The 24,825-nt window shown below is 36.5% G+C and carries 23 protein-coding genes and 1 pseudogene; 18 read left to right on the forward strand and 6 right to left on the reverse strand.

Features of this window, described 5'->3' with window-relative positions; genetic code table 11:
* The first annotated feature begins 143 nt into the window (after positions 1–143).
* The 6 genes from ispF (at position 144) to argH (ending at position 6,389) form a co-directional block, all read left to right on the forward strand.
* The gene (gene ispF, locus H6F47_RS17220) at positions 144–626 is read left to right on the forward strand and encodes a 2-C-methyl-D-erythritol 2,4-cyclodiphosphate synthase (RefSeq protein WP_190650200.1); all 483 of its coding nucleotides are present in this window, start codon (positions 144–146) and stop codon (positions 624–626) included.
* A 30-nt stretch (positions 627–656) separates the two neighbouring features.
* Entirely contained in the window at positions 657–1,148 is a 492-nt protein-coding gene (locus H6F47_RS17225; RefSeq protein ID WP_190650202.1) for a type I restriction enzyme HsdR N-terminal domain-containing protein, read from the forward strand.
* A gap of 13 nt (positions 1,149–1,161) precedes the next feature.
* Positions 1,162–1,755 (forward strand): PIN domain-containing protein, encoded by a 594-nt coding sequence (locus tag H6F47_RS17230; protein WP_199291193.1) that lies wholly within the window; start codon positions 1,162–1,164, stop codon positions 1,753–1,755.
* A gap of 31 nt (positions 1,756–1,786) precedes the next feature.
* The gene (locus H6F47_RS17235; RefSeq protein WP_190650206.1) at positions 1,787–3,574 is read left to right on the forward strand and encodes an ABC transporter substrate-binding protein; all 1,788 of its coding nucleotides are present in this window, start codon (positions 1,787–1,789) and stop codon (positions 3,572–3,574) included.
* 162 nt (positions 3,575–3,736) lie between these two features.
* Positions 3,737–4,531 carry a nickel pincer cofactor biosynthesis protein LarB gene (gene larB / locus H6F47_RS17240; RefSeq protein ID WP_187039502.1) on the forward strand — a complete coding sequence of 265 codons (795 nt, stop codon included), beginning with the start codon at positions 3,737–3,739 and terminating at the stop codon, positions 4,529–4,531.
* Positions 4,532–5,006: 475 nt separating this feature from the next.
* A complete protein-coding gene (argH, locus tag H6F47_RS17250; protein WP_190348253.1) occupies positions 5,007–6,389 on the forward strand; it encodes an argininosuccinate lyase in 1,383 nt (460 codons plus the stop codon).
* Here argH and H6F47_RS17255 read toward each other — a convergent pair.
* Entirely contained in the window at positions 6,361–6,615 is a 255-nt protein-coding gene (locus tag H6F47_RS17255; protein WP_190650235.1) for a hypothetical protein, read from the reverse strand. The two genes, argH and H6F47_RS17255, sit on opposite strands and share 29 nt — an antisense overlap.
* 53 nt (positions 6,616–6,668) lie before the next feature.
* Positions 6,669–6,839, reverse strand: a complete 171-nt coding sequence (locus H6F47_RS17260) for a hypothetical protein (protein WP_187039505.1) — start codon at positions 6,837–6,839, stop codon at positions 6,669–6,671.
* Positions 6,840–7,635: 796 nt separating this feature from the next.
* On the opposite strand from H6F47_RS17260, the gene H6F47_RS17265 reads away from it, so the two are divergent.
* The 12 genes and pseudogenes from H6F47_RS17265 (at position 7,636) to H6F47_RS17315 (ending at position 21,778) form a co-directional block, all read left to right on the forward strand.
* Positions 7,636–8,130 carry an NUDIX hydrolase gene (locus H6F47_RS17265; RefSeq protein WP_190348251.1) on the forward strand — a complete coding sequence of 165 codons (495 nt, stop codon included), beginning with the start codon at positions 7,636–7,638 and terminating at the stop codon, positions 8,128–8,130.
* A gap of 701 nt (positions 8,131–8,831) precedes the next feature.
* Positions 8,832–11,096 (forward strand): class I SAM-dependent DNA methyltransferase, encoded by a 2,265-nt coding sequence (locus H6F47_RS17270; RefSeq protein ID WP_190650207.1) that lies wholly within the window; start codon positions 8,832–8,834, stop codon positions 11,094–11,096.
* A 201-nt stretch (positions 11,097–11,297) separates the two neighbouring features.
* A complete protein-coding gene (locus tag H6F47_RS17275; RefSeq protein WP_190650209.1) occupies positions 11,298–11,582 on the forward strand; it encodes a UPF0175 family protein in 285 nt (94 codons plus the stop codon).
* A gap of 207 nt (positions 11,583–11,789) precedes the next feature.
* Positions 11,790–11,969: a hypothetical protein gene (locus H6F47_RS28015; protein WP_242027420.1), complete on the forward strand. Its 180-nt coding sequence runs from the start codon at positions 11,790–11,792 to the stop codon at positions 11,967–11,969.
* 11 nt (positions 11,970–11,980) lie between these two features.
* Positions 11,981–12,059 (forward strand): annotated as a pseudogene (locus tag H6F47_RS28020) (DUF3368 domain-containing protein); the annotation flags it as partial.
* 67 nt (positions 12,060–12,126) lie between these two features.
* A complete protein-coding gene (locus H6F47_RS17285) occupies positions 12,127–12,444 on the forward strand; it encodes a hypothetical protein (RefSeq protein ID WP_190650211.1) in 318 nt (105 codons plus the stop codon).
* Complete coding sequence (locus tag H6F47_RS17290; protein ID WP_190650213.1) at positions 12,437–12,856, forward strand: type II toxin-antitoxin system VapC family toxin; 420 nt, start codon at positions 12,437–12,439, stop codon at positions 12,854–12,856. Before H6F47_RS17285 ends, H6F47_RS17290 begins: the two co-directional genes overlap by 8 nt.
* Before the next feature lie 51 nt (positions 12,857–12,907).
* The gene (locus tag H6F47_RS17295) at positions 12,908–14,191 is read left to right on the forward strand and encodes a restriction endonuclease subunit S (protein ID WP_190650215.1); all 1,284 of its coding nucleotides are present in this window, start codon (positions 12,908–12,910) and stop codon (positions 14,189–14,191) included.
* Between the two features lie 90 nt (positions 14,192–14,281).
* A complete protein-coding gene (locus tag H6F47_RS17300) occupies positions 14,282–15,181 on the forward strand; it encodes a DUF4351 domain-containing protein (protein ID WP_190650217.1) in 900 nt (299 codons plus the stop codon).
* 288 nt (positions 15,182–15,469) lie between these two features.
* Entirely contained in the window at positions 15,470–16,369 is a 900-nt protein-coding gene (locus H6F47_RS17305) for a DUF4351 domain-containing protein (protein ID WP_190650219.1), read from the forward strand.
* Between the two features lie 218 nt (positions 16,370–16,587).
* Positions 16,588–19,614, forward strand: a complete 3,027-nt coding sequence (locus tag H6F47_RS17310) for a type I restriction endonuclease (RefSeq protein WP_190650221.1) — start codon at positions 16,588–16,590, stop codon at positions 19,612–19,614.
* 274 nt (positions 19,615–19,888) lie between these two features.
* Positions 19,889–21,778, forward strand: a complete 1,890-nt coding sequence (locus H6F47_RS17315) for a bifunctional serine/threonine-protein kinase/formylglycine-generating enzyme family protein (RefSeq protein WP_190650223.1) — start codon at positions 19,889–19,891, stop codon at positions 21,776–21,778.
* Positions 21,779–22,545: 767 nt separating this feature from the next.
* Here H6F47_RS17315 and H6F47_RS17320 read toward each other — a convergent pair.
* From H6F47_RS17320 to H6F47_RS17335, 4 genes are all read right to left on the reverse strand, one after another.
* Positions 22,546–22,950: a type II toxin-antitoxin system VapC family toxin gene (locus H6F47_RS17320; protein ID WP_190650226.1), complete on the reverse strand. Its 405-nt coding sequence runs from the start codon at positions 22,948–22,950 to the stop codon at positions 22,546–22,548.
* Positions 22,950–23,186, reverse strand: coding sequence for a hypothetical protein (locus tag H6F47_RS17325; protein ID WP_228051590.1), 237 nt, complete (start codon positions 23,184–23,186; stop codon positions 22,950–22,952). Before H6F47_RS17325 ends, H6F47_RS17320 begins: the two co-directional genes overlap by 1 nt.
* Before the next feature lie 103 nt (positions 23,187–23,289).
* A complete protein-coding gene (locus tag H6F47_RS17330; protein ID WP_137668970.1) occupies positions 23,290–23,583 on the reverse strand; it encodes a hypothetical protein in 294 nt (97 codons plus the stop codon).
* Between the two features lie 419 nt (positions 23,584–24,002).
* A complete protein-coding gene (locus H6F47_RS17335) occupies positions 24,003–24,809 on the reverse strand; it encodes a pantothenate kinase (RefSeq protein ID WP_190650231.1) in 807 nt (268 codons plus the stop codon).
* Between the last annotated feature and the right edge of the window lie 16 nt (positions 24,810–24,825).

A 24,825-nucleotide genomic window follows, 5' to 3' on the forward strand; every position in this document is an offset into this window, starting at 1 on the left:
CCTTCTGACTCCTGACTCCTGACTCCTGACTCCTGACTCCTGACTCCTGACTCCTGACTCCTGACTCCTTGATCTCCTGACTCCTGACTCCTGACTCCTGACTCCTGACTCCTGACTCCTGAACTCCTGAACTTCTATTTTTTATGAACATCAGAATTGGTAACGGCTACGATATTCACAGATTGGTGAGCGATCGCCCTTTAATTTTAGGCGGTGTTCACATTCCCCATGAACTCGGTTTGTTAGGACACAGTGATGCTGATGTCCTCACTCATGCGATTATGGACGCTATGTTAGGCGCTTTATCTTTAGGGGATATTGGACACTATTTCCCCCCCAGTGATCCCCAATGGAAAGGCGCTGATAGTCTTGTACTCTTAAAACAAGTTAATCAGTTAATCATTGATCAAGGTTGGAAAATCGGCAATATTGATTCCGTCGTTGTTGCAGAACGTCCAAAATTAAAACCTCATATTGCTACAATGCGAGATAAATTAGCAGCAGTTTTAGAATTAGCACCCAATCAAGTTGGTGTCAAAGCTACTACTAATGAAAAATTGGGTCCGGCAGGTAGAGAAGAAGGTATTTGTGCCTATGCTGTAGTTTTGTTAGTGGCAGGTGATTAGTTATAATACTTAATTAGGGAAATTTGTGGTATGGAACTGATCAATTTTTCTGATAGCTATCAAAAATATAAACCTGATATTCTGTTTACCAACAGAAATGAAGAACTTGTTTTATTAGTTGAAATCAAGGCTAAACAACTAGAAAATAGCTTAAAAAAAAGAGCTATTTCTCAATTAAAAACATACTTGCAAAATATCAAACCAGATATTCCTTTTGGGATGTTAGTGGATTTAGAAGAAATTAATATTTTTGCCCTGAATAAAGATCAGGAAATCGAAAACCTAACTTCCTTGAATACCAATGATATAATAAGCAACTATGACCCAGAATCTCCCCATAAAAGAATCTTTGATTTTTATTTAGAAACACTTGTTAAATCTTGGCTAAGAGACTTATCATATCATTGGCATTCAGCAACACCACCAGGATATCACGAATTAGAAAAAATTGGTTTATTACGATTATTAGAAGGTGGCCATACTTACATACAGGAAAATTTAGGTGTTGATACTTTACATTGAAACTAATTTTTTAATGACAGTTGCTAAAGGAAGAGACTTAGAAGCAGAAAAATTACTGCAAAATATTTCTCCATCAATTCGTATAGCTATACCAGCTATTTGTTATGTAGAAGCTATTAACGCATACAGAATAGATAAGCAAAGTAAATTAAAATTTCAGGCAGAAATAGAGAAACAAATTAATGAAGCAATGCGTGATAAAACTTCAGTTCATGCCAAGTCATTGCTTGTTAGCTTAGAAAAAGCATCTATTGAAAATCTCCTCTTATTAAATGATATGCAAAATCGTTTATCATCAACCATTGATTTACTACTAGAAAATGCTGAAACCATAAATTTCCAGAATAGTATAATTCAGGAAATTTGCTCACAAGTTTTCTTGGAAACAGAAACGTTATTAATCAAGAATGATCTGATGGATAACTTGATTTTACAGAGCATTATTGATCATGCAACTCAGCATTCTGAAGATCAAAAAGCATTTATAAGTGGTAATACCAAGGACTTTGGTAAACAGAATGTGCAACAAATTTTAAATAGTGCAGGTATACATTACTTTAGTAATACTAAAAATTTTCTGGGTTGGTTAGAGTCTCAATCATCATAATTTCATTATTTTAGGTTAATAGATGTAGATTATGGCATTTACTAAAAACATTCTCAATCACACAACACGCCTTTTATTACTCATCACCATCCTGTCATTTACAGCATTATCAATCACAGGTTGTAACCCCAGCAACTTCAAAAGTAATGCAAGTCAGCAAGTACCACAATTAGTAACTAGCATTCTCAGCGATCCCAAAACCTTTAACTATGCCCTCAGTTCCGAATCACCTAATATTTTCGGTTATACTTATGAGGGACTAATTAGCCAAAATCCTATTACGGGTGAACTAGAACCAAATTTAGCTGAATCCTGGGAAGTTTCCGAAGATAAACTCAAAATTACCTTCACTTTAAAGGATAATTTAAAATGGTCAGATGGTAAACCATTAACCGTTGATGATGTCGTCTTTACCTATAACGATATTTATCTGAATAAAGACATCCCCACTAATGTGAGAGATATTTTGAGAATTGGAAAAGATCGCAAATTACCAACCGTGAGAAAAGTTGATAATAAAAGAGTAGAATTTAGTGTACCCGAACCTTTTAGACCATTCTTACAAAGTGCTGGTGCTGCTATTTTACCTGCTCATGTATTAAGAGAATCGGTAAAAACAAAAGATCAAGATGGTAAACCGAAATTTCTAACAATGTGGGGTGTAGATACTCCACCTGAGCAAATTATTGTTAATGGACCTTATAAACTAGAACGTTACGATACCAGTCAACGGATAATTTTTCGTCGTAATCCCTATTATTGGCGTAAAGATGCACAAGGTCAACCCCAACCTTATATTGAGCGTATTATTTGGCAAATTGTTGAATCTACAGATACATCTTTACTGCAATTTCGTTCTGGTGGGTTAGACTTTGTAGGAGTGACACCTGATTATTTTTCTTTGCTCAAAGCACAAGAAAAACAAGGTAATTTCCAAATTTATAATGGAGGTCTTTCATCAAGTACAAGTTTCATTTCTTTCAATTTGAATAAAGGTAAAAGAAATGGTAAACCCCTTGTTAATCCGATTAAATCACGTTGGTTTAATAGTGTGGAATTTCGTCAAGCTATAGCTTACGCAATTGATCGAAAAACCATGATTAACAATACTTTTCGTGGTTTAGGTCAAATGCAAAATTCACCGATTTCTGTCCAAAGTCCTTATTATCTCACTCCAGAACAAGGATTAAAAGTTTATAATTACAATCCTGAAAAAGCTAAGGAATTACTACTCAAAGCTGGTTTTAAATACAATGCACAAAATCAATTAGAAGATGCACAAGGAAACCGGGTGAGATTTGCTTTACTTACCAATGCAGGTAATAAAATCCGTGAAGCAATGGGTTCACAAATTAAACAAGATTTGAGTAAAATAGGTATCCAAGTTGATTTCACACCTTTAGCATGGAATACTTTTTTAGATAAACTTTCTAATACTTTAGATTGGGAAGCATCGTTGTTAGGTTTAACAGGTGGTTTAGAACCCAATGAAGGTGCAAGTGTTTGGTCTCCTGAAGGTGCTTTACATATGTTTAATCAAAAACCCCAACCAGGACAAAAACCAATTCAAGGTTGGGAAGTTGCACCTTGGGAAGCAAAAATACATCAACTTTATATTCAAGGCGCTCAAGAATTTGATGAAGCGAAGGTGAAAGAAATTTATGCTGAAAGTCAAAAAATAACACAGGAGAATTTACCCTTTATTTATTTGGTAAATCCCTATTCTCTAGGAGCGGTAAGAAATAAGTTTGCAGGAATTAAATATTCTGCTTTGGGTGGTGCTTTCTGGAACATTCATGAAATTAAAATTACAAAGTAGGTGATGGGTGATGGGTGATGGGTGATTGGTGATTGGTGATAAATAATTATCTATTACCCCATTCCCTATTCCCTATTCCCTATTCCCTATTCCCTATTCCCTATTCCCTATTCCCCATTCCCCATTCCCTATTCCCTATTCCCCATTCCCCAAAAAACTGCTGTGAGTCAACCTGAAAATTTAAAATCTCTATTAGAATCTGTTGCTAATGGTACAATTTCCCCAGATACAGCTTTTGAATCTCTCAAAGATTTAGCTTATGAATCTGTGGGTGAGTTTGCCAAAATCGATCATCATCGTCATTTAAGAACCGGTTTCCCCGAAGTTATTTGGGGTCCTGGTAAAACTCCTGAGCAAATTGCTCAAATTATGGAAGTGATGCGTCATCGTACTTCCGTAGTCATGGCCACTCGTATTCAACCAGATGTATATTCTATCCTGCAAAAAAAAGTCAGAGGTTTACAATACTTTGAATTAGCAAGGATTTGTGCGATTATTCCCCATGAAATTCAACCGCGTTTTCCCGGAGAAATAGGTATAGTTTCTGCTGGTACTGCTGATTTACCCGTCGCTGAAGAAGCTGCTATGACTGCCCAATTGTATGGTTTCCGTGTGCAGCGTCTTTGGGATGTGGGGGTGGCAGGTATTCACCGTTTATTAAATAATCGTCATTTGCTTAATTCTGCATCTGTATTAATTGTCGTAGCGGGCATGGAAGGAGCTTTACCAAGTGTGGTTGCAGGTTTAGCAGATTGTCCAGTGATTGCTGTTCCTACTAGCATCGGTTATGGTGCAAGTTTTGGCGGTTTAGCTCCTTTGTTAACAATGCTTAATTCTTGTGCAGCAGGTATTGGTGTGGTTAATATTGATAATGGCTTTGGTGCAGCGGTGTTAGCAGGACAAATTTTGCGAACTTCCGAGAAATTACGCTTGGCATCGGATAAAGAGTTAGGTTAATACAGTGAAAACTGCGTATAATTTCGGTAACTGCTGATTGGATCAATTACTGCTAATTCAATAAGCTGATCACCCGTTTGGTAAAGAGATTATGGAATATTTGCATTTTCATGATACACTGTTTTCCCTTTTGGGAAATATACACATTGATATTAACCTTGTAGCTACTTTGTAGCTACTAAGATACAAGACCCAGATGTTTTAGGATAGATGCAAAATGCTTGGAATAACTTTGTTAAAACAGGTCAAGTTTGGGCAATGTTAATTGGGATGGTTATCGGCTATATGTTTAAGAGTTTAACAAGTTACGGTTGAATGAATTTTGGATTTTAGATTTTAGATTTTAGATTTTAGATTTTAGATTTTAGATTTTAGATTTTAGATTTTAAATTTTAGATTTTAGATTTTAAATTTGGAATTGATATTCATTCAAAGTCTAAAATCACAAATTGTTATTACCTCTCCTTTCTAATTTATGACCGAAAAACAAACTTGGAGCCAGCGGTTTGAAACCGCTCTACATCCAGCGATCGCTCGTTTTAATGCCAGTATCAGTTTTGACATTGAACTCATAGAATATGACATCACTGGTTCTCAAGCTCATGCTCAAATGCTGGCTCACACAGGAATTATTTCCCCAGAAGAAGGAGAGAAATTAGTTACAGGTTTAGAACAAATTAGGCAAGAATACCGAGAAGGTAAATTTCAACCTGGTATTGATGCCGAAGATGTGCATTTTGCTGTAGAAAAGCGACTTACAGAAATTATTGGCGATGTCGGTAAAAAGCTACATACCGCCCGTTCTCGTAATGACCAAGTAGGAACAGATACAAGACTTTATTTGCGCGACCAAATTCAACAAATTCGTCAGTATTTAAGGGAATTTCAAAAAGTATTACTAGATATTGCGGAAAACAACGTTGAAACCCTCATTCCTGGCTATACCCACCTCCAACGCGCCCAACCGCTGAGTTTAGCCCATCACCTCTTAGCATACTTGCAGATGGCACAACGGGACTGGGAACGTTTAGGAGATGTTTACAAACGAGTGAATATTTCCCCCTTGGGTTGTGGTGCTTTAGCGGGAACGACTTTTCCCATTGATAGACATTACACAGCAAAACTATTGCATTTTGATGATATTTATGCTAATAGCTTAGATGGAGTCAGCGATCGCGATTTTGCCATAGAATTTCTCTGTGCAGCGAGTATGATCATGGTTCACCTCAGCCGTCTTTCGGAAGAAGTGATCCTGTGGGCATCAGAAGAATTTCGCTTTGTCACCCTCAAAGATAGCTGTGCTACAGGTTCTAGCATCATGCCCCAAAAGAAAAACCCCGACGTACCAGAGTTGGTAAGAGGGAAAACCGGGCGGGTTTTTGGTCATCTTCAGGCCATGTTAGTAATTATGAAAGGTTTACCCCTGGCATATAACAAAGACTTGCAAGAAGACAAAGAAGGTATTTTTGATGCTGTGAACACAGTTAAAGCCTGTTTAGAGGCTATGACTATTTTAATGCAAGAAGGTTTAGAATTTCGACCCCAACGCCTAGCAGAAGCAGTAGCAGAAGACTTTTCCAATGCTACCGATGTCGCAGACTATTTAGCAGCGCGGGGAGTACCTTTTAGGGAAGCTTATAATATCGTTGGTAAAGTCGTGAAAACCAGTATCGCTGCTGGTAAACTGCTGAAAGATTTAACCTTGCAAGAATGGCAACAAATACACCCCGCCTTTGCAGAAGATATTTATGAAGCCATATCACCCCGTCAAGTAGTTGCAGCCCGTAATAGTTACGGTGGTACAGGCTTTGAGCAAGTTAAACAGGCGCTCATTGCTGCACGTACTCAAATTGTATAACAATAAATAGGTAATTGGTAATTGGTGATTGGTGATTGGTGATGGGTGATTGGTGATGGGTGATTGGTGATTGGTGATTGGTGATGGGTGATTGGGAAAAAAATAAACTGTTGCCTTGTGCCTTGTGCCTTCTGCCTTCTGCCTTCTGCCTTCTGCCTTCTGCCTTCTGCCTTCTGCCTCCTAAAAACAAGGGCGTACAGATAAAAATAAATGTACGCCCAAACATAGCAAATTAATTCCAGAGTAAATATTCAAAGAGTAAATATTCAAACAGTAAAATTAATCAGCAGCGTCCATTGCTGCTGCCCCTGTTTCTTCATCTTCACTCTTAGGTGGTCTTTGTTGGAACCGTCTTTGCATTCTTCCTGTCGTAGTCCGTTTACGAAACTTCCTGGCATAAGCCTGGTTCCGTAGCGCCTTTTCTTTTTTCGGGTTACGGCGCTTGGCCATATTCACCTCATGAATAAACAACAAAAAACCTACACTCAGGCAATATCCAGTTACCGATGTTATTGATACACTTTCAGCCTAGTGTAGAAATCAAAATAGTTGAAACAGTATCCTAGTCTACCTTATTTAATGGAGGTATGTCAAGCCGGATTGATCATAATTTTTCTTATGAGTCAGGAGTTTAAGGAGTCAGGAGTTTAAGGAGTCAGGAGTTCAAGGAGTTAGGAGTTTAAGGAGTTAGGAGTTCAAGGAGTCAGGAGTTCAAGGAGTTAGGAGTTCAAGGAGTTAGGAGTTTAAGGAGTTTAAGGAGTTTAAGGAGTTTAAGGAGTTAGGCAATTACTGACAGCAGATGTTAAAATTGACTGATTCTCAGAATGACCATGAGCAAGTCCTAAGTTGACAATTTCATAGACAAAACTATACTTATATTTATTGACAAAAATCAATATATTTTTAGGAAAAAATCAACTACTTGATATATAATACGGTGATATCAAGTATTGAATTGAGACTATTGCCGACGCGAAAACCAAGCAATGATGGTGGTAGTCTTTTTCAGAAACTTAATTGGAACACAATCGCGTCTGGCTAAGGCGTGAAAGTCTACTGAGGGATAACTGCTCCCATGCTCCCGTTGAAGTAGAAAGTAAAGTCTAGTTTTGTCTAGGTTTTATATAGCAGAATAATAAACCTAATACTTGATAGAGTTGTATAAAAAAAACGAAAATCATCTTTTGTGAGTTACATTTCTATCAAGTGTTCGCCAATTAACAATTACAAAATAAGAATTTGAAGATTGAACATTCTGGCTTTTTTTAGTTCATTAATTAAATCTATTGGTAGCTTATGGCACGTTGGAAAAACAGTATTGGGTATTATTTTCCGCCATCCCATTACTGGTACTAGCGTGATTCCCATTTTACCTGATGGTAGAATTGTTTTGATTCGTCGCAGTGATGATGGTTGTTGGTCTTTACCGGGAGGAATGATAGACTGGGGAGAGGATATTGCTAGTGCAGTTTGTCGAGAATTAAAGGAAGAAACTGGACTAGAATTATTAAAAATTCGGCGTTTGGTAGGGGTGTATTCTGCACCAGATAGAGATCCGAGAATTCATTCTATTTGTGTTGTGGTGGAAGCAGAAGTACAAGGAGAAATGAAAGTTGAAGATAATTTAGAAGTGTTAGAAATTCAAGCTTTTGATCCTAGTTCTTTACCTCAACCTCAAATGTCTCATGATCACGCTAGACAGTTAGAAGATTATTTACAAGGTTTAACAACTTTGGCATAATTGGTAATTAGTCATTAGTCATTAATTTTCTTTACCCAATCACCCATCCCCCATCACCAATTAATAAATAAGCTGTTGTGCATTTAATTTATATAAGGTTAACAGGCAAGATGCCTGTTCCACAAGACTTAAGAATATTAAGATTATACAGTTTAGCTGCATGACAGCTTAACTTCAATCTGAAATGCGATCGCTGATCTTGTAGGTTGGGTTGAGGAACAAAACCCAACAAACTATCCCTAAAACTAGCTAAACTGTATAATCGAAAAACCTGAACTTACAGTAGCACAAGCATCTTGCTTGTATTAATTATTCAAGTTAAAGGCACAACAGCTTAACTTCGCTCTAATTTTATTACTGCTATATAAAACCTAGACAAAACTAGACTTTACTTTCTACTTCAACGGGAGCATGGGAGCAGTTATCCCTCAGTAGACTTTCACGCCTTAGCCAGACGCGATTGTGTTCCAATTAAGTTTCTGAAAAAGACTACCACCATCATTGCTTGGTTTTCGCGTCGGCAATAGTCTCAATTCAATACTTGATATCACTGTATTATATATCAAGTAGTTGATTTTTTCCTAAAAATATATTGATTTTTGTCAATATAAGTATAGTTTTGTCTATGAAATTGTCAACTTAGGACTTGCTCAATTACTCAATTACTCAATTACTCAATTACTCAATTACTAAAAATTACTATGGTGACAACTACAGGAAATACAAATCATCAGGAGTTAGTCGGTTTGATTTGGAGTATAGCCGACAAACTCCGGGGACCTTATCGCCCTCCCCAATATCGGCGGGTAATGTTACCTTTGATAGTGTTGCGGCGATTAGATGCGGTATTAGAACCAACTAAAAAAGCTGTACTAGAAGCCCAAGTAAAATATGAGGGGATGGAGATAAAAGGAGACGCATTAGAAAAAGCGATCGCCAAAGTTGCCACAGGTACAGATAGAACCCAACCTTTATACAATCTCAGTAAGTTCACATTTAATAGTTCTGATACCTCATCCACAGACTCTAACTATGTTCCCCAATATGTAAGTTTATTGAGTGACCCAGATGGCATTACCAGTAACTTACGCAATTATATCAATGGTTTCTCCCCCAGGGCGCGAGATATATTTGAAAAATTTGATTTTGATGCGGAAATAGAAAAACTCGATGAAAGTAATCGCTTGTATTTAGTAATTAAAGAACTTTGTAAACCAGAAATAGATGTATCACCAGAGAAACTTTCTAACCTACAAATGGGTTATTTATTTGAAGAATTGGTGAGAAAATTTAATGAACAAGCAAACGAAGAAGCGGGAGACCACTTTACACCCCGTGAAGTAATTCGCTTGATGGTAAATCTGGTTTTCTGTGATGAACAAGATGTCTTTAAACAAGGTATTTATCGTTCTATTTATGACCCCACAGCCGGAACAGGGGGAATGTTATCAGTAGCAGAAGAACATATTAAAAATCAGAATCCCCAAGCTAACTTAGGATTATTTGGGCAAGAATATAACCCCGAATCCTATGCTATTTGTTGTGCAGATTTACTGATTAAAGATGAACCCATTGATAATATTATTTATGGCGATACATTGGGAGTCAAAAACGCCAAAGCTAAGAGTAATAACTTCTTACCCCATGACGGACACCCTGATAAAAAATTTCATTATATGTTTGCCAATCCTCCCTTTGGAGTAGAATGGAAACCAGAGGAAGATTTTGTTAAAGATGAATATGAAAGTTTAGGATTTAATGGCAGATTTGGCGCAGGTTTACCACGCATTAATGATGGTTCATTGTTGTTCCTCCAACATAAGATATCAAAAATGCACAAACCACCAGAGGAAGGAGGAGACGGTTCAAGAATTGCCATTGTCTTTAATGGTTCTCCTTTATTTACAGGAGATGCGGGAAGTGGTGAAAGTAATATTAGAAGGTGGATCATTGAAAATGACTGGTTAGAAGCGGTGGTTGCATTACCTGACCAGATGTTTTATAACACCGGAATTTTCACTTATATTTGGTTAGTTACTAATAAAAAAGCTGCCCATAGAAAAGGTAAAGTACAGCTTATTGATGGTACAAAACATTACCAGAAAATGAAAAAGAGTCTTGGTAATAAGCGCAATGAATTATCCCCCGCACATATTACCGAACTGGTGCGATTATATGGAGATTTTCACCACAATGGTATTAGTGAAGTAGAAACAGATGGACAAATAGAACAGCGAGTATGTTCTAAGATATTTGATAATCGGGAATTTGGCTTTTTAAAGATTACTGTGGAACGTCCATTAAGATTAAATTTTCAGGTGAGTGAGGAACGTTTAGGGAGATTATGGGAACAAACAGCGTTTCAAAATTTAGCTACTACTAAAAAGCGCAAAGATGAAAAAGTACAACAGTTAGAAATATTAGAGGGTAAAAATCTCCAATCACAGATTATTGATGCTTTACAAAATATGCAAGCTGATAAACTGTATTTATCCCGTACAGAGTTGGAAACAGATTTAAACAAGGTGTTAAAAAAGGCAGGATTAACATTAAAAGCACCTGTAAAAAAAGCGATTTTAGCAGCATTAGGAGAAACAGATCCACAAGCAGAAATTTGTACAGATGCTAAAGGAAATCCTGAACCTGATAGTAATTTACGTGATACAGAAATTGTGCCTTTACCAGATGATATTCCTTTACCTTTACCCTTGGAATATGGAGACAAAGCGAGTGTCAACGAATTGATTAAGTTAGTAGAAAACCACTGTCAAGAATATTTAGAAAAAGAAGTTTTACCCCATGTTCCAGATGCTTGGATTGATTTTGATAAAACTAAGGTAGGTTATGAAATTCCTTTAAATCGCCATTTTTATGTATATCAACCACCCAGAAATTTAGATGCAATTGAGGATGATATTAAATCTTTGGAAACGGATATTATGGCGATGTTAGGGGAAGTGGTTTAATGATAATATCCCCGATTTCTTTTATTACCACGTTAATAAATTGGTTGATAATATTACCTTTTTAATCAATTTATCAATAAAATATCAATTGATGATAGAAGTCGGGGATTTGGGTATGATGGCAAGATTGTTAATAAAAGTTTTCATCTTGTCCCTAGAATATGCTGTAAAATTAAAAGATAGATTGGGGAGATTTTAGTAATGGCATTAGTGATTTTAGATGAGCAATTAGAAAGTATGCAGCTTTCAGAAGCAGTCAGACAAAAGGCTTTACAAAAAGCCAAGGAAGGTTATGTAATGACATTATTAGAAGTAGGAGAAATTACCAGTGGTAGGGCGGGTAAAATTCTTGGCATTTCTCGTTTAGAAGTCATAGAAATGATGAAAAAATGGGGTATTTCTCTTTTTGATGATTCTCAAACCTTGGATGAATTACGTCAAGAGGTAGAACAAGCAGAATTAGTTTTAAATCAACATAATTATTAAATGATAATTGTTTCTGATAAGCTGTTGTGCATTTAATGTGTATAAGTGGAACAGGCATCTTGCCTGTTAAACAAGAGTTCAGAATATTAGGATTATACAATTTAGCTGTGTAACAGCTTACAAGTGGAACAGGCATCTTGCCTGTTAAACAAGAGTTCAAAACATTAGGGTTATACAATTTAGCTGTGTAACAGCTTACAAGAGTCGTTGAAATTAGATTTAGGGGAGTCAGAAGCCATTGCTTTAGCGGAGGAAATAGGAGCTTCTCAGTTGTTAATAGATGAAAAAGCAGCGCGGAAAGTTGCTATGGCTCGCAAGTTGCCTTTAATTGGTACTGTAGGGGTATTATTATTAGCAAAGCGTCGGGGTTTGTTGGCTAGTATTTAGGGTGTTTTAGATGAGATGCAAGCACAGGGAATGAGAATTTCTGACAGACTTTATGTACAAGTTTTGACTTTGGTACAGGAACAGGAGTAAGAATAAAAAAGAAGTAGGGTATTTGTTCAGGTAAAATAAAAATACAGCTAAGGGAGATTTTATAATTATGCAAATCACCATAGATTTACCAGATAATTTAACAGACAAGATTCAAAATGAATGGGGTAATTTACCACAAAAAATCATTGCCAATCTTGTCTTAGATGCTTTGCGGGAAGGTTTAATTGATTTTCAGGAAATGAAGGAGATGCTTAATTTTTTCTCTGAGGTAGAATTACAGGAATTTTTAAAACAAAAGAATATGCTGCATACTAAAGGAATCCTCAATTTATCTGGTGCTTGTGCGGATATTGATTTTAATGTTGATGAACTAGGAATTTATGAAGATAGGGATGATGATTTAGTTGGGGTGTTTAATGAATAAAAATTCTTTAGTTTATTTATTAGATACAAATGTTTGTATTATGTATCTCAAGGGGAGGTCATTGAGTATTAATCATCATCTCGATAATCTAGAACCTGAAAAAGTTGCGGTTTGTTCTGTGGTGAAATCTGAGTTATTTTATGGGTCAAGGCGAAGTAATAACCCTGAAAAAGCTTTGAAGATTCAAAAATCATTTTTATATCAGTTTGTATCTTTACCTTTTGATGATAATTGTGCGGAAGTTTATGGACAGATTCGGGCTGATTTAGCTAAAATTGGTACTCCTATTAGTTCCAATGATATACAAATTGCTGCTATTGCTTTGGCGAATAATTTAATTTTAGTAACTCATAATGTGAGAGAGTTTAGCAGAATTGACGGGTTAAAGTTTGAAGATTGGGAAGTTAGTTAAATGGGTAAGTATCAGGGTTATGATAAGTATAAAGATTCTGGGGTTGAGTGGTTGGGTGATGTTCCTGAACATTGGGAAGTAATTCGTATTAAATTTAGTACCTATGTAAAAGGGCGTGTAGGTTGGCATGGATTAAACTCAAAAGAGTTTTTATATGAAGGCGATTTCTATTTAGTGACTGGAACAGATTTCAAAGGTAGAACAATAAATTGGGAAAGTTGTTACAGAATTACAGAAGAACGATATGAGGAAGACCCTTATATACATTTAAAAGAAAATGATATTTTAATAACCAAGGATGGAACAATTGGGAAAGTTGTACAAGTTAAAAATATCCCGTATAAAGCATCTGTAAACAGTGGAGTATTTGTAACTAGACCACTGAAAAACAAGCCTTATAAAGATGACTATATGTTCTATGTTTTAAATTCTAATATTTTCCATGAATTTATAGACATTCAAAAATCAGGTACAACAATTAGTCATTTATATCAAAACGTATTTGAAAACTTTGAATATCCTTTTCCCCCATTAGATGAACAAGAAAAGATAGCCCGATTTTTAGACTATAAAACCAAACAAATAGATGATCTGATAGCGAAGAAAGAAACCCTGATAGAAAAACTGGACGAAAAACGCACGTCCCTTATTAGTCACGCTGTCACCAAAGGACTAGATGTAAATGTCCCGATGAAAGATTCTGGTATTGAGTGGTTGGGTGAAATTCCGAAGCATTGGGAAATATCAAAAGCTAAGTTTGTTTCTCGTATTTTTGTACCTCAAAGAAACAAGCCTGATTTGAATTTAGATGATGGATTTTCTTGGCTTACAATGGATGATATGTTATCTGATACAGTAACTAATACAACCTTTAAAGTTACAAAAGAAGCGGCTCAAAATGCAGGTTCTAGAGTTTTAAAAAAAGGGTCTGTTGTTGCTAGTTGTGTGGGTAACTTTGGAGTTTGTGCAGTTATCAATGTAGATGTAATTATCAATCAACAATTACAAGCTTTTATTCCTGATAAAAATATAATACCGGAGTTTTTGCGAGAAATTGTAAAAATATCCAAGGATTATTTTCAGATGATTGCAACAGCAGCAACAGTTGTTTATGTAAATCAATCTGGTTTTGCAAATATGCCTATCATATTACCGCCAAAAGAAGAACAAGAAAAAATAATTAATTATATAGCAATAACAAAAGAAAAATTAGAAGAACAAAAAACCAAAATTCAACAAGCAATAGACCTATTAAAAGAATACCGCACAGCCTTGATCACCAACGCCGTCACAGGTAAAATAGATGTGAGGAAAATTACCATACCTAAAATATAGTCAATGTAGTTAAATAAATCAAACCTGTAATTATAAAACCTGATGCTAAAACATTTTTAAACCCGTTCCCTATTCTCTACCACAAAACCCATGATAGACCACGATAGACTATTTAAAGAATTAATCCAAACATTCTTTTGGGAATTTATAGAACTGTTTCTACCAGAAATATTAGAATATGTAGAAAAAGACACCCTTACCTTTTTACCAGAAGAAATATTTACAGATGTCACCGCTGGAGACAAAAGAAAAATAGACCTATTAGCACAAGTCAAATGGCAAGGAAAAGACAGTTATTTTTTAATACATCTAGAAAACCAAGGATATAATCAAAAAGAATTTGAACGGCGAATGTTTCATTACTTTTCCCGTTTAGATGCCAAATATTTACTTCCTATCTTCCCCATCGTTATATTTTCCTATGATGAACCAAAACGCCCAGAGAAAAACCAATATACCGTTAACTTCCCCAACCGCAAAATATTAGAATTTAACTATGTTGCCATTCAACTAAACAACCTCAACTGGCGCAACTTTTTAAACCAACCCAACCCCGTAGCAGCAGCATTAATGGCAAAAATGGACTTTGCACCAGAAGAAAGAGTCCGCGTCAAACTAGAATGCCTAAGAATGTTAGTAACACTCCAGTTAAACCCTGCTAAAATGGAACTAATTTCCGGTTTCATTGACACCTACCTCAGATTAAACACCATAGAAGAACAACAACTAGAAACAGAATTAAAACAAGCCAACTTAGTAGAACAGGAACAAATCATGGAAATTGTTACCAGTTGGATGGAGAAAGGTATTGAACAAGGAGAACAAAAAATAGTTAAAAAGCTACTAAAACGGCGTTTTAATAATATTACACCCAGCCTAGAAAACCGGATTAATGAATTATCTGTAGAACAGATAGAGAGTCTAGCAGATGCTATTTTTGATTTCCAATCTGTAGATAATTTAATTAACTGGTTAGACCAACAAAAATAACTTAAAATAACTTAATTGTAGGTTGGGTTTCACTTTGTTCTACCCAACCAATTTAAAATATTTACAGCATATTTCATCTACATGATGTACAGAACAGGCAAGACTTGTACTGAGCGGTTAGTGAGCGGAGTCGAACTATGTCGAAGTGTGCCTGTGCTACAAGGGTTTTATCATTAATATCTGTACCTCATAATAACGGAAATTGCTGTAAATAAATCAAACCTGTAATTATAAAACCTGATGCTAAAACATTTTTAAACCTTTACCATATTCTCTACCACAAAACCCATGATAGACCACGATAGACTATTTAAAGAATTAATCCAAACATTCTTTTGGGAATTTATAGAACTGTTTCTACCAGAAATATTAGAATATGTAGAAAAAGACACCCTCACCTTTTTACCAGAAGAAATATTTACAGATGTCACCGCTGGAGACAAAAGAAAAATAGACCTATTAGCACAAGTCAAATGGCAAGGAAAAGACAGTTATTTTTTAATACATCTAGAAAACCAAGGATATAATCAAAAAGAATTTGAACGGCGAATGTTTCATTACTTTTCCCGTTTAGATGCCAAATATTTACTTCCTATCTTCCCCATCGTTATATTTTCCTATGATGAACCAAAACGCCCAGAGAAAAACCAATATACCGTTAACTTCCCCAACCGCAAAATATTAGAATTTAACTATGTTGCCATTCAACTAAACAACCTCAACTGGCGCAACTTTTTAAACCAACCCAACCCCGTAGCAGCAGCATTAATGGCAAAAATGGACTTTGCACCAGAAGAAAGAGTCCGCGTCAAACTAGAATGCCTAAGAATGTTAGTAACACTCCAGTTAAACCCTGCTAAAATGGAACTAATTTCCGGTTTCATTGACACCTACCTCAGATTAAACACCATAGAAGAACAACAACTAGAAACAGAATTAAAACAAGCTAACTTAGTAGAACAGGAACAAATCATGGAAATTGTTACCAGTTGGATGGAAAAAGGTATTGAACAAGGAGAACAAAAAATTATCAAAAAACAAATAAAACGGCGTTTTAATAATATTACACCCAGCCTAGAAAACCGGATTAATGAATTATCTGTAGAACAGATAGAGAGTCTAGCAGATGCTATTTTTGATTTCCAATCTGTAGATAATTTAATTAACTGGTTAGACCAACAAAAATAACTTAAAATAACTTAATTGTAGGTTGGGTAGAACAAAGTGAAACCCAACCAATTTAAAATATTTACAGCATATTTCATCTACATGATGTACAGAACAGGCAAGACTTGTACTGAGCGGTTAGTGAGCGGAGTCGAACTATGTCGAAGTGTGCCTGTGCTACAAGGGTTAAGAATATTAGGATTATACTGAAAATATTTACAAAATTTGGTCATACACCAATGCACACAGAAAAAGAATTTGAACACACCATCGAAGGGGAACTACTGCAACACAGTGGCTACCAGCAAAGTAACCCCGCAGAATACGACCCAGAAACCGCCCTTTTCCCCACAGAAATCATCAATTTCATCCAAACCACCCAACCTAAACAATGGCAACGCCTAGCCACCAATAAAGACCCCCAAAAAATCCTTATAGATAGCCTCACCAAAGAACTCAAAAGCCGGGGAATGCTAGATGTCCTCCGTAATGGTTTCAAATGCTACGGTAAAACCTTACGAGTCGCCTACTTCCAACCTAACACCGCCATGAACCCGGAGACCTTGGCACAGTATCAAAAAAATCGCCTCACCATCACCCGCCAAGTCACAATTAAAACCGGACGTATACCTGATATCCTCCTCAGTCTCAACGGCCTACCCATCGCCACCATCGAACTGAAAAACCCCCTCACCCAGCAAACCTACCTCAACGCCATCCACCAATACAAACAGGATAGAGACCCCAAAGACCCCCTATTTGTCTTTAAACAACGGTGCTTAGTCCACTTTGCCCTAGACACAGAAGAAGTATGGATGACCACCAAACTAGCAGGAGAAAATACTTACTTCCTCCCCTTCAACAAAGGCCATAACCACGGTGCTGGCAACCCACCGGGGGAAAATGGCGAATATCGCACCAGTTACTTTTGGCGAGAAGTATTACAAAAAGATAGTTTATTAGATATATTAGCCCGATTTTTACACATAAAAATTGAAGAAATCAAAACACCCACAGCCACAGGAATTAACTATCAAAAAAAAGAAACTTTAATTTTCCCCCGCTATCATCAACTTAATGTAGTTCGTCAATTAATTGCACATACCAAAAAACATAAAGCCGGACATAATTATTTAATTCAACATTCCGCAGGTTCAGGAAAATCAAACTCTATTGCATGGTTGGCACATCGGTTAGCCAACCTCCACGATAACCAAGATGAAAAAATCTTTCATACCGTCGTCGTTATCACCGATAGAACCATCTTAGACCAACAACTCCAAAACACCATTTATCAATTTGACCATAAAGCCGGAGTGGTGCAAAAAATAGATGAAAACACCCAACAACTAGCCACAGCTTTAAATGATGGTGTACCAATTATTATTTCCACCATTCAAAAATTCCCCTTTATTAATAAAGCCATCGAAACCTTAGCTAAAAAAGGTAAAACCATAGACATCACCACCAAAGATAAACGCTTTGCTATTATAGTAGATGAGGCACATAGTTCCCAAAGTGGAGAAACCGCCAATGAACTGCGGCAAATTCTCAATAAAGATGGCATTGAATCAGCCATTGCTGCCCAAATTTTAGCAGATGAAACAGAAGAAGATTTAACAGACCAAGCCAAACAAGAACTATTAAAAGAACAAATTGCCCGCACCAAACAACCTAACTTGAGTTATTTCGCCTTTACAGCTACACCCAAACAAAAAACCCTGCTGGTATTTGATGAACCAGGAGAAAACGGTCAATCTCCCTTTCATCTTTACACCATGCGGCAAGCAATTGAAGAGGGATATATTAAAGATGTACTAGCCAATTATACCTGCTATGAAAGATATTATGAATTGGTGCAGCTTTCCCAAAATAACCCCGACTTACCCCGTCGCCAAGCAGCCAAAGCCATTGCCAGATTTATCGAATTTCACCCCCATAACATCGCCCAAAAAGTAGAAATTATTATCGAACATTTCCGCAACCATACCCGTCATAAAATAGGCGGTAAAGCTAAAGCAATGGTTGTCACCCGTTCCCGTGAACACGCAGTAAGATATAAACTGGAATTTGATAAATATATTAAAGCAAAAGGCTATAGTGATATTAGATCTTTAGTCGCTTTCTCTGGTTCTATCACCTTAGATGAATTACCAGATGAAACATTTACAGAAGTCAACATGAATGGAGGCATTAAATCTCAAGAAATTGCCGATAAATTTACCAGTGATGCTTACCAAGTATTATTAGTAGCGAATAAATTTCAAACTGGATTTGACCAACCATTATTACATACAATGTTTGTAGATAAAAGGCTAGATGGAGTCCAAGCAGTGCAAACTTTATCTCGCCTCAATCGTACCACCACAGGGAAAGAAGACACCTTTGTACTGGATTTTGTCAACAAACCAGAGGACATTTACCAAGCCTTTAAACCCTACTACGAAGAAACCCCCGTAGGAGAAACAGCAGACCCCCAACAATTAAATGATTTATCCTATCAACTTTATCAATGGCAACTTTTTAGCCTAGATGATGTTAACCAATGGTGTGAAATTTCGTTTCGTCCTAAAACTTCCTTGACTGGCGGTGAACATCAAAAATTAAATAGTTTATTAGATCCAATTGTAGACAAATATCAAGAATTAGCAGAACCAGAACAAGAACAATTTAAAAATCAATTAACCAGCTTTCATAATTTGTATTTATTCCTAGCGCAAATTATTCCTTATCAAGATTCAGAACTTGAAAAACTTTATGCTTACGGACGATTTTTACTCAAGAAATTACCCAAAAGTAAAAACGCTCCCCAAATTGATTTATCTAGGGATATAGAAATTAAATATTATCGCTTAGAAAAAATCAGTGAAGGCAAAATTGATTTAAAATCAGGTACAGCAGAACCATTAACAGGTGCTACAGCAGTCGGAACTCGTCAACCAGATAGAGAAGTTCCCCTATCCCAGCTTATAGACTCTCTTAATGAACGGTTTGGGACTAATTTTACCCTAGCAGATCAGTTATTTTTTGAACAAATCACCGAAACAGCTATTAGTAAAGATGATATCAAACAAGCAGCCCAAGTCAACAGCAAAGAAAACTTCGCCCCTGTCCTAGAAAAGCATCTGGAAGCGTTGTTTATTAAACGCATGGACGGGAATGAAAAAATCTTTATGGAGGTGATGAATAATGAAGAATTTAAAGCGGTGGTGTTTGATAAGTTATTGGCTAGTATTTATGAGAGTCTTAAAGGTGAGAATTTATGATAGTGCGATCGCCAATTCTGTAGGGTGCGTTAATTAAATGTAACTAAAATTTCGTCAGGAGAAATAAGCTGTTACACAGCTAAATTGTATAATCCTAATATTCTGAACTCTTGTTTAACAGGCAAGATGCCTGTTCCACTTATACAAATTAAATGCACAACAGCTTAACTTTGGTGAAATCAGCACCATGTCCTATTCGCCATTAAACCATATTGCCTTTATCCAAAAAATGTGACACAATTATTACCGTATCTGTTTTTTCTCTGTAAATCAGATGGTGATAGGTGTGAAACTACGTCAACGCTATCAAATCAGCCGCGTTTTAGGTAGCGGTGCATTTGGTGATACTTACCTAGCGCAAGATTTAGATTTACCTAACCATCCTCAGTGTGTGGTGAAACATCTACAAATTAAACCACCCAACACCGCAGCAGCTTTACCTATCGCTAGAAGGTTATTTGCACAGGAAGCAGAAACATTACAGAAGTTGGGAACTCATGATCAAATTCCGCAACTCTTTGCTTATTTTGAAGAAAACGGTGAATTTTATTTAGTTCAGGAATTTGTTAAAGGTGAAGATTTAAGTAAGGAAGTTTATCCTCAAAATAAGTTACCTGAAAATCAGGTGAAAAAGTTACTGATCGAAATTTTAGAAGTTTTAAATTTTGTCCATCAACAAAATATTATTCACCGCGATCTGAAACCTCAAAATATCATGCGTCGCAGTGGGGATGGTAAGATTATGTTGATTGACTTTGGTGCAGTGAAGGAAACCATGACGGTAAACTCCCAAGGTCAAACTATTTTAACTGTTGCTATTGGTACTCCTGGTTATATGCCTAGTGAACAAACCGCAGGAAGTCCAAAATTAGCAAGTGATATTTATGCGGTGGGAATGTTGGGAATTTATGCTTTGACGGGAATACAACCCCACCAATTACCTAAAGATCCTACCACTGAAGAGGTAATTTGGCGCAATTGGGCAAATGTTAGTGAAGATTTTGCCAAGATTTTAACTAAAATGGTGCGTTATCATTTTAGCGAGCGTTATCTAAATGCAGAACAAGCACTAAAAGCTTTAACTCCTGCACCTCCACCAGCACCAGCACCACCAGCACCACCTCCATCACTTCCTCCTCCAAAAACAGATCGTCGTCATTTTTTACAACTTGCTAGTGTTGCTGTGGGGAGTTTTGGTTTAGCGGTTGTTGCTAATAAGTTATTTTCTGGGAGTGGAGAAAAAATAACTTCAATTTTTACAACATCAAATAATTCCAACCTGAAAACCTTTAATTTTGAAGTTGTGAAAACCAACTCACAAGGAAGCATGATTAATAAAAGCAATGCTTCTGCAAGATACTATGAAGAGGATTTAGGAAACGGTGTAATTTTGGAAATGGTGGAAATACCAGGAGGAACATTCCTCATGGGTTCACCAGAGAGCGAAGAGGGTAGAGATTCAGATGAAAGTCCCCAGCATCAAGTAACTGTTCCCAGTTTCTTCATGGGTAAATATCCAGTAACACAAGAACAATATCAAGCGATTATGGGGAATAATCCTTCTTATTTTCAAGGTAATGGTTCGACTTCGCTCACCAACCGTGGTTCGACTTCGCTCACCAACCGTGGTTCGACTTTGCTCACCAACCAACGTCCTGTAGAAAGCGTTAGTTGGAATGATGCGGTTAAATTCTGTCAAAGGTTAAGCCAAAAAACAGGAAAAAACTACACATTACCCAGCGAAGCACAATGGGAGTATGCTTGTAGAGCCGGAACTACCACACCATTTTATTTTGGTGAAAGTATTACCCCAGATTTGGTAAACTATAATGGTAATTTTCCTTATGGTTCTGCTCCTAAAGGTGAGTATCGTGAAAGAACCACAGATGTAGGTTCTTTTCCCCCTAACGCCTTTGGTTTGTATGATATGCACGGCAATGTTTGGGAGTGGTGTTTGGATGATTATGTTGATAACTATAATAACACGCCTACAGATGGCAGTGCTGTGACAAGCCAAAGCGAATATAAAGTGCTGCGCGGTGGTTCTTGGAGCAGCCACCTCAGGGCTTGCCGTTCTGCGGATCGTAACAACCTCGACCCAGCCGACAACAGGTACGGCAGCTACGGGTTTCGGTTGGTAGTTTCCGGCGCAAGGACTCTTTAGTTCTTTACTCTCTTACCCTTTTACCCTCTACACTTTTTCTTTTTTCCCTCTTTCCTCGCCGTCAGGCGATCAAGTTTTTTTACGGTTTTTAATATGTCCGAATCAGGATATCTGGTTACTGAGCGACTTGTACTGAGCCTGTCCTGAGCGGTGTCGAAGGGCGGTGTCGAAGGGCGGTGTCGAAGGGCGCAGTCGAAGTACAGGATTTGAGGATTTACAGGATGGGGATTTTTGATTTCTTGGGTTTAGTTATGGGAAGTAAGAAAACCCTTTTTATTAAGTTGGGAATAGGAGATATAAAGACATAGTAATCCCTTGGGTCTGTCTTTTCTATCATAACATAAGCTGTGGAGATGTCAAGAACCTTGAAAATTCGTTGGCTGATTTTGGCTTATTGACATGATTCTCAATAGTTATTGAGAAAAAGCTATTTTTTTTGAGAATCAGGGGGTTAGTTGATCTTTTTTTTGTCTGAATCAGGATATTCAGGATTGAAGGATGTACAGGATGGGGATTGGTGATTTCTGGTGTTTGGTTATTTAAAAGTATGATAATTTAGGGATTTTGGAACAGTTTAGCAGATTGTAGATTGTGCGATATCTTTCATAAAAGTAGCGATCGCCAAATCCCAATTATTAAAATTACCAAAAAATCCTGTAAATCCTTAAATCCTGGACATCCTGATTCAGACAAATAAAAATCATTGCATCTCACAAATAACCTCTCAAAGACAATCCTGTAAATCCTTAAATCCTGGACATCCTGATTCAGACAATTTCCCAATCTTCTAATTTTAATTCGGGTATACGTGAAAATTCTCTGGTGTTGTGAGTGACTAAAATTAAATTGTTGGTTAAAGCAATAGCCGCAATTTGTAAATCATAACCACCGATAGGTGTTCCTTGTGCAGTGAGTTGAGCGCGAATGTTTCCGAAAATAGTGGCAGCTTGATCCTTAAAAGGTAAAGAAACAAACTGATTGAGAAAATCTTGCTGTAATTTCAAATTACGTTCTGGATCAGCACTACGCATTGCACCATAAAATAGTTCACCTTTGACAACTGAACAAACAGCGATTTCTGAAAGTGGTATGTTCTCAAGTTTTTTCTTTAAATAGAGATTTTTACCTTTGAGATAAACAATACAGGTATTAGTGTCTAGTAAGTAAATCATTAAAATGTTTCTCTCTCTGGTTGTTCTGTTTGTGGATGTCTGATAAATGTTTCATCCTGAATACATCCATAAAAATCACTGATTTTGATTCTGTTTTGAGTTTTATTTTGAACTGTTGCTGTTGTTTCATAGACAAGAACAATATCTAGTTCTGTTCCTTCTTGTGCTTCGGGTAAATGAATCTGCAATAGTCCATCTTTACCAATGCGCGATCGCACTCTCATACTGTGCATCATTAATTTTTTTCCTATATTCCAATAGTTATGATGTAATTATAAACAATTTTTGGCAATATTTTTATTTTAAAATAGAACAATCTAACAATATTACTCTACTCATTTATATTGACAACTTGTTTTTATTCAAAGCTGCTTCAATTTGAGGATAAGTTTCTTGATCATAGCCTGATTCATCAGCTATCCATTCGTCTACAAGTGCGATAATTTTTTCTAAAGAATTATTATTTTCTGGTTTTAATTCGCTTAAAGATTCTGTTGTAATTGGAATTTCGATACTGTGAGAGTATGATTTAATTTGAATTAAAAAATCTACTTTTGTTTTAACTGCCAGTAGTTCTTCAACAGAAAGAGAGTCTAGATGTTGAATAACATCAATCATTAATATTTTAGTCATAGTTTATTTCATTGTATAGAAAATAGTATACTTATTATATCACATTTTCAAAGGTTTTGTAAATCATGTGATATCTTTCGTAAAAGTAGCGATCGCCAAATCCCAATTATTAAAATTACCAAAAAATCCTGTAAATCCTCAAATCCTGGACATCCTGATTCTGACAAAAATCCAATTTTTGACTTTTGACTTTTGACTTTTGACTTCCCGAAGGGTGTCCTGATTCTGACAAAAATCCAATTTTTGACTTTTGACTTTTGACTTTTGACTTCCCGAAGGGTGTCCTGATTCTGACAAAAATCCAATTTTTGACTTTTGACTTTTGACTTTTGACTTCCCGAAGGGTGTCCTGATTCTGACAAAAATCCAATTTTTGACTTTTGACTTTTGACTTTTGACTTCCCGAAGGGTGTCCTGATTCAGACAATATTAACTTCTCTCATTCCCCAAAATATCAAATTATTATCTAAAATTATCTTTTCTCCTATTTCTGAAAACTGTTGTTTTAAATAAATTATCAATAACTCACCATCTCCCCCAGTAATAGCAATTTTACTATCAGGAAACAACGATAACCACTCATCAATAAACTCTTTTATTCCCGCCAATAAAGTGTAAATGATACCACTTTGAATTGCTTGTGGTGTATCCATAGCAAAACGGGGCGGTAAATCTATGATCTCCCTAATTTTTAACAATGGTAATTGTGCGGTTTTTTGTCCTAAACTGGTAAATTGTAAACCCAAACCTGGTAAAATAGCACCACCAATAAGACGCTGATTGGAGTCTGCCCCTGTAAAAGTTAATGCTGTTCCTGCATCAATTACTAACATGGGAAATCCATAGGATTTACCTGCGCCAAATAAAGCTAAAGCGCGATCAATGCCCAATGTGGGATACATTCCCCGGATAGGGACTTGATTTAAGGTGATTAAACGATGATTAGGGTAAGTTTGCCATAGTTGTGTTTGACTGGGAACTACGGAGGCTAAAACGAGAGTGATAGGCAGGTTAGGAGAAAGGAAGATAGAACGAGCATAAGATGGAGGAAGGGGAAAAGAATTTGTTTTTGCTAATTGTTCTATATCAGACTCTGATAAATGTTGTGTATCCCAGGTAGAGTTGAGAGTGTGATCTATAAATAAAGCCCAATGTAGCCGGGAGTTACCAACCATTAAGGCTAACCAAGGGTTGTTTGTCTGTTGCGGTTGGATATTCTGTTTCACAGTTTGTTTCACAGTT

It is taken from the genome of Sphaerospermopsis sp. FACHB-1094 (assembly GCF_014696195.1).
Classification (GTDB): domain Bacteria; phylum Cyanobacteriota; class Cyanobacteriia; order Cyanobacteriales; family Nostocaceae; genus Sphaerospermopsis; species Sphaerospermopsis kisseleviana.

What these genes read in the sequence shown, in the direction of transcription:
- H6F47_RS17260 (WP_187039505.1), bottom strand. Translation starts at nt 6,839, where the DNA reads ATGGCCAAGCGCCGTAACCCGAAAAAAGAAAAGGCGCTACGGAACCAG.
- H6F47_RS17290 (WP_190650213.1), top strand. Translation starts at nt 12,437, where the DNA reads ATGAATAAAAATTCTTTAGTTTATTTATTAGATACAAATGTTTGTATT.
- H6F47_RS17275 (WP_190650209.1), top strand. Translation starts at nt 11,298, where the DNA reads ATGGCATTAGTGATTTTAGATGAGCAATTAGAAAGTATGCAGCTTTCA.
- H6F47_RS17270 (WP_190650207.1), top strand. Translation starts at nt 8,832, where the DNA reads ATGGTGACAACTACAGGAAATACAAATCATCAGGAGTTAGTCGGTTTG.
- H6F47_RS17300 (WP_190650217.1), top strand. Translation starts at nt 14,282, where the DNA reads ATGATAGACCACGATAGACTATTTAAAGAATTAATCCAAACATTCTTT.
- H6F47_RS17225 (WP_190650202.1), top strand. Translation starts at nt 657, where the DNA reads ATGGAACTGATCAATTTTTCTGATAGCTATCAAAAATATAAACCTGAT.
- H6F47_RS17325 (WP_228051590.1), bottom strand. Translation starts at nt 23,186, where the DNA reads ATGATGCACAGTATGAGAGTGCGATCGCGCATTGGTAAAGATGGACTA.
- H6F47_RS17305 (WP_190650219.1), top strand. Translation starts at nt 15,470, where the DNA reads ATGATAGACCACGATAGACTATTTAAAGAATTAATCCAAACATTCTTT.
- H6F47_RS17310 (WP_190650221.1), top strand. Translation starts at nt 16,588, where the DNA reads ATGCACACAGAAAAAGAATTTGAACACACCATCGAAGGGGAACTACTG.
- H6F47_RS17255 (WP_190650235.1), bottom strand. Translation starts at nt 6,615, where the DNA reads ATGTTTGGGCGTACATTTATTTTTATCTGTACGCCCTTGTTTTTAGGA.
- H6F47_RS17285 (WP_190650211.1), top strand. Translation starts at nt 12,127, where the DNA reads ATGCAAATCACCATAGATTTACCAGATAATTTAACAGACAAGATTCAA.
- H6F47_RS17230 (WP_199291193.1), top strand. Translation starts at nt 1,162, where the DNA reads ATGACAGTTGCTAAAGGAAGAGACTTAGAAGCAGAAAAATTACTGCAA.
- H6F47_RS17330 (WP_137668970.1), bottom strand. Translation starts at nt 23,583, where the DNA reads ATGACTAAAATATTAATGATTGATGTTATTCAACATCTAGACTCTCTT.
- H6F47_RS17235 (WP_190650206.1), top strand. Translation starts at nt 1,787, where the DNA reads ATGGCATTTACTAAAAACATTCTCAATCACACAACACGCCTTTTATTA.
- ispF (WP_190650200.1), top strand. Translation starts at nt 144, where the DNA reads ATGAACATCAGAATTGGTAACGGCTACGATATTCACAGATTGGTGAGC.
- H6F47_RS17320 (WP_190650226.1), bottom strand. Translation starts at nt 22,950, where the DNA reads ATGATTTACTTACTAGACACTAATACCTGTATTGTTTATCTCAAAGGT.
- argH (WP_190348253.1), top strand. Translation starts at nt 5,007, where the DNA reads ATGACCGAAAAACAAACTTGGAGCCAGCGGTTTGAAACCGCTCTACAT.
- H6F47_RS17315 (WP_190650223.1), top strand. Translation starts at nt 19,889, where the DNA reads ATGGTGATAGGTGTGAAACTACGTCAACGCTATCAAATCAGCCGCGTT.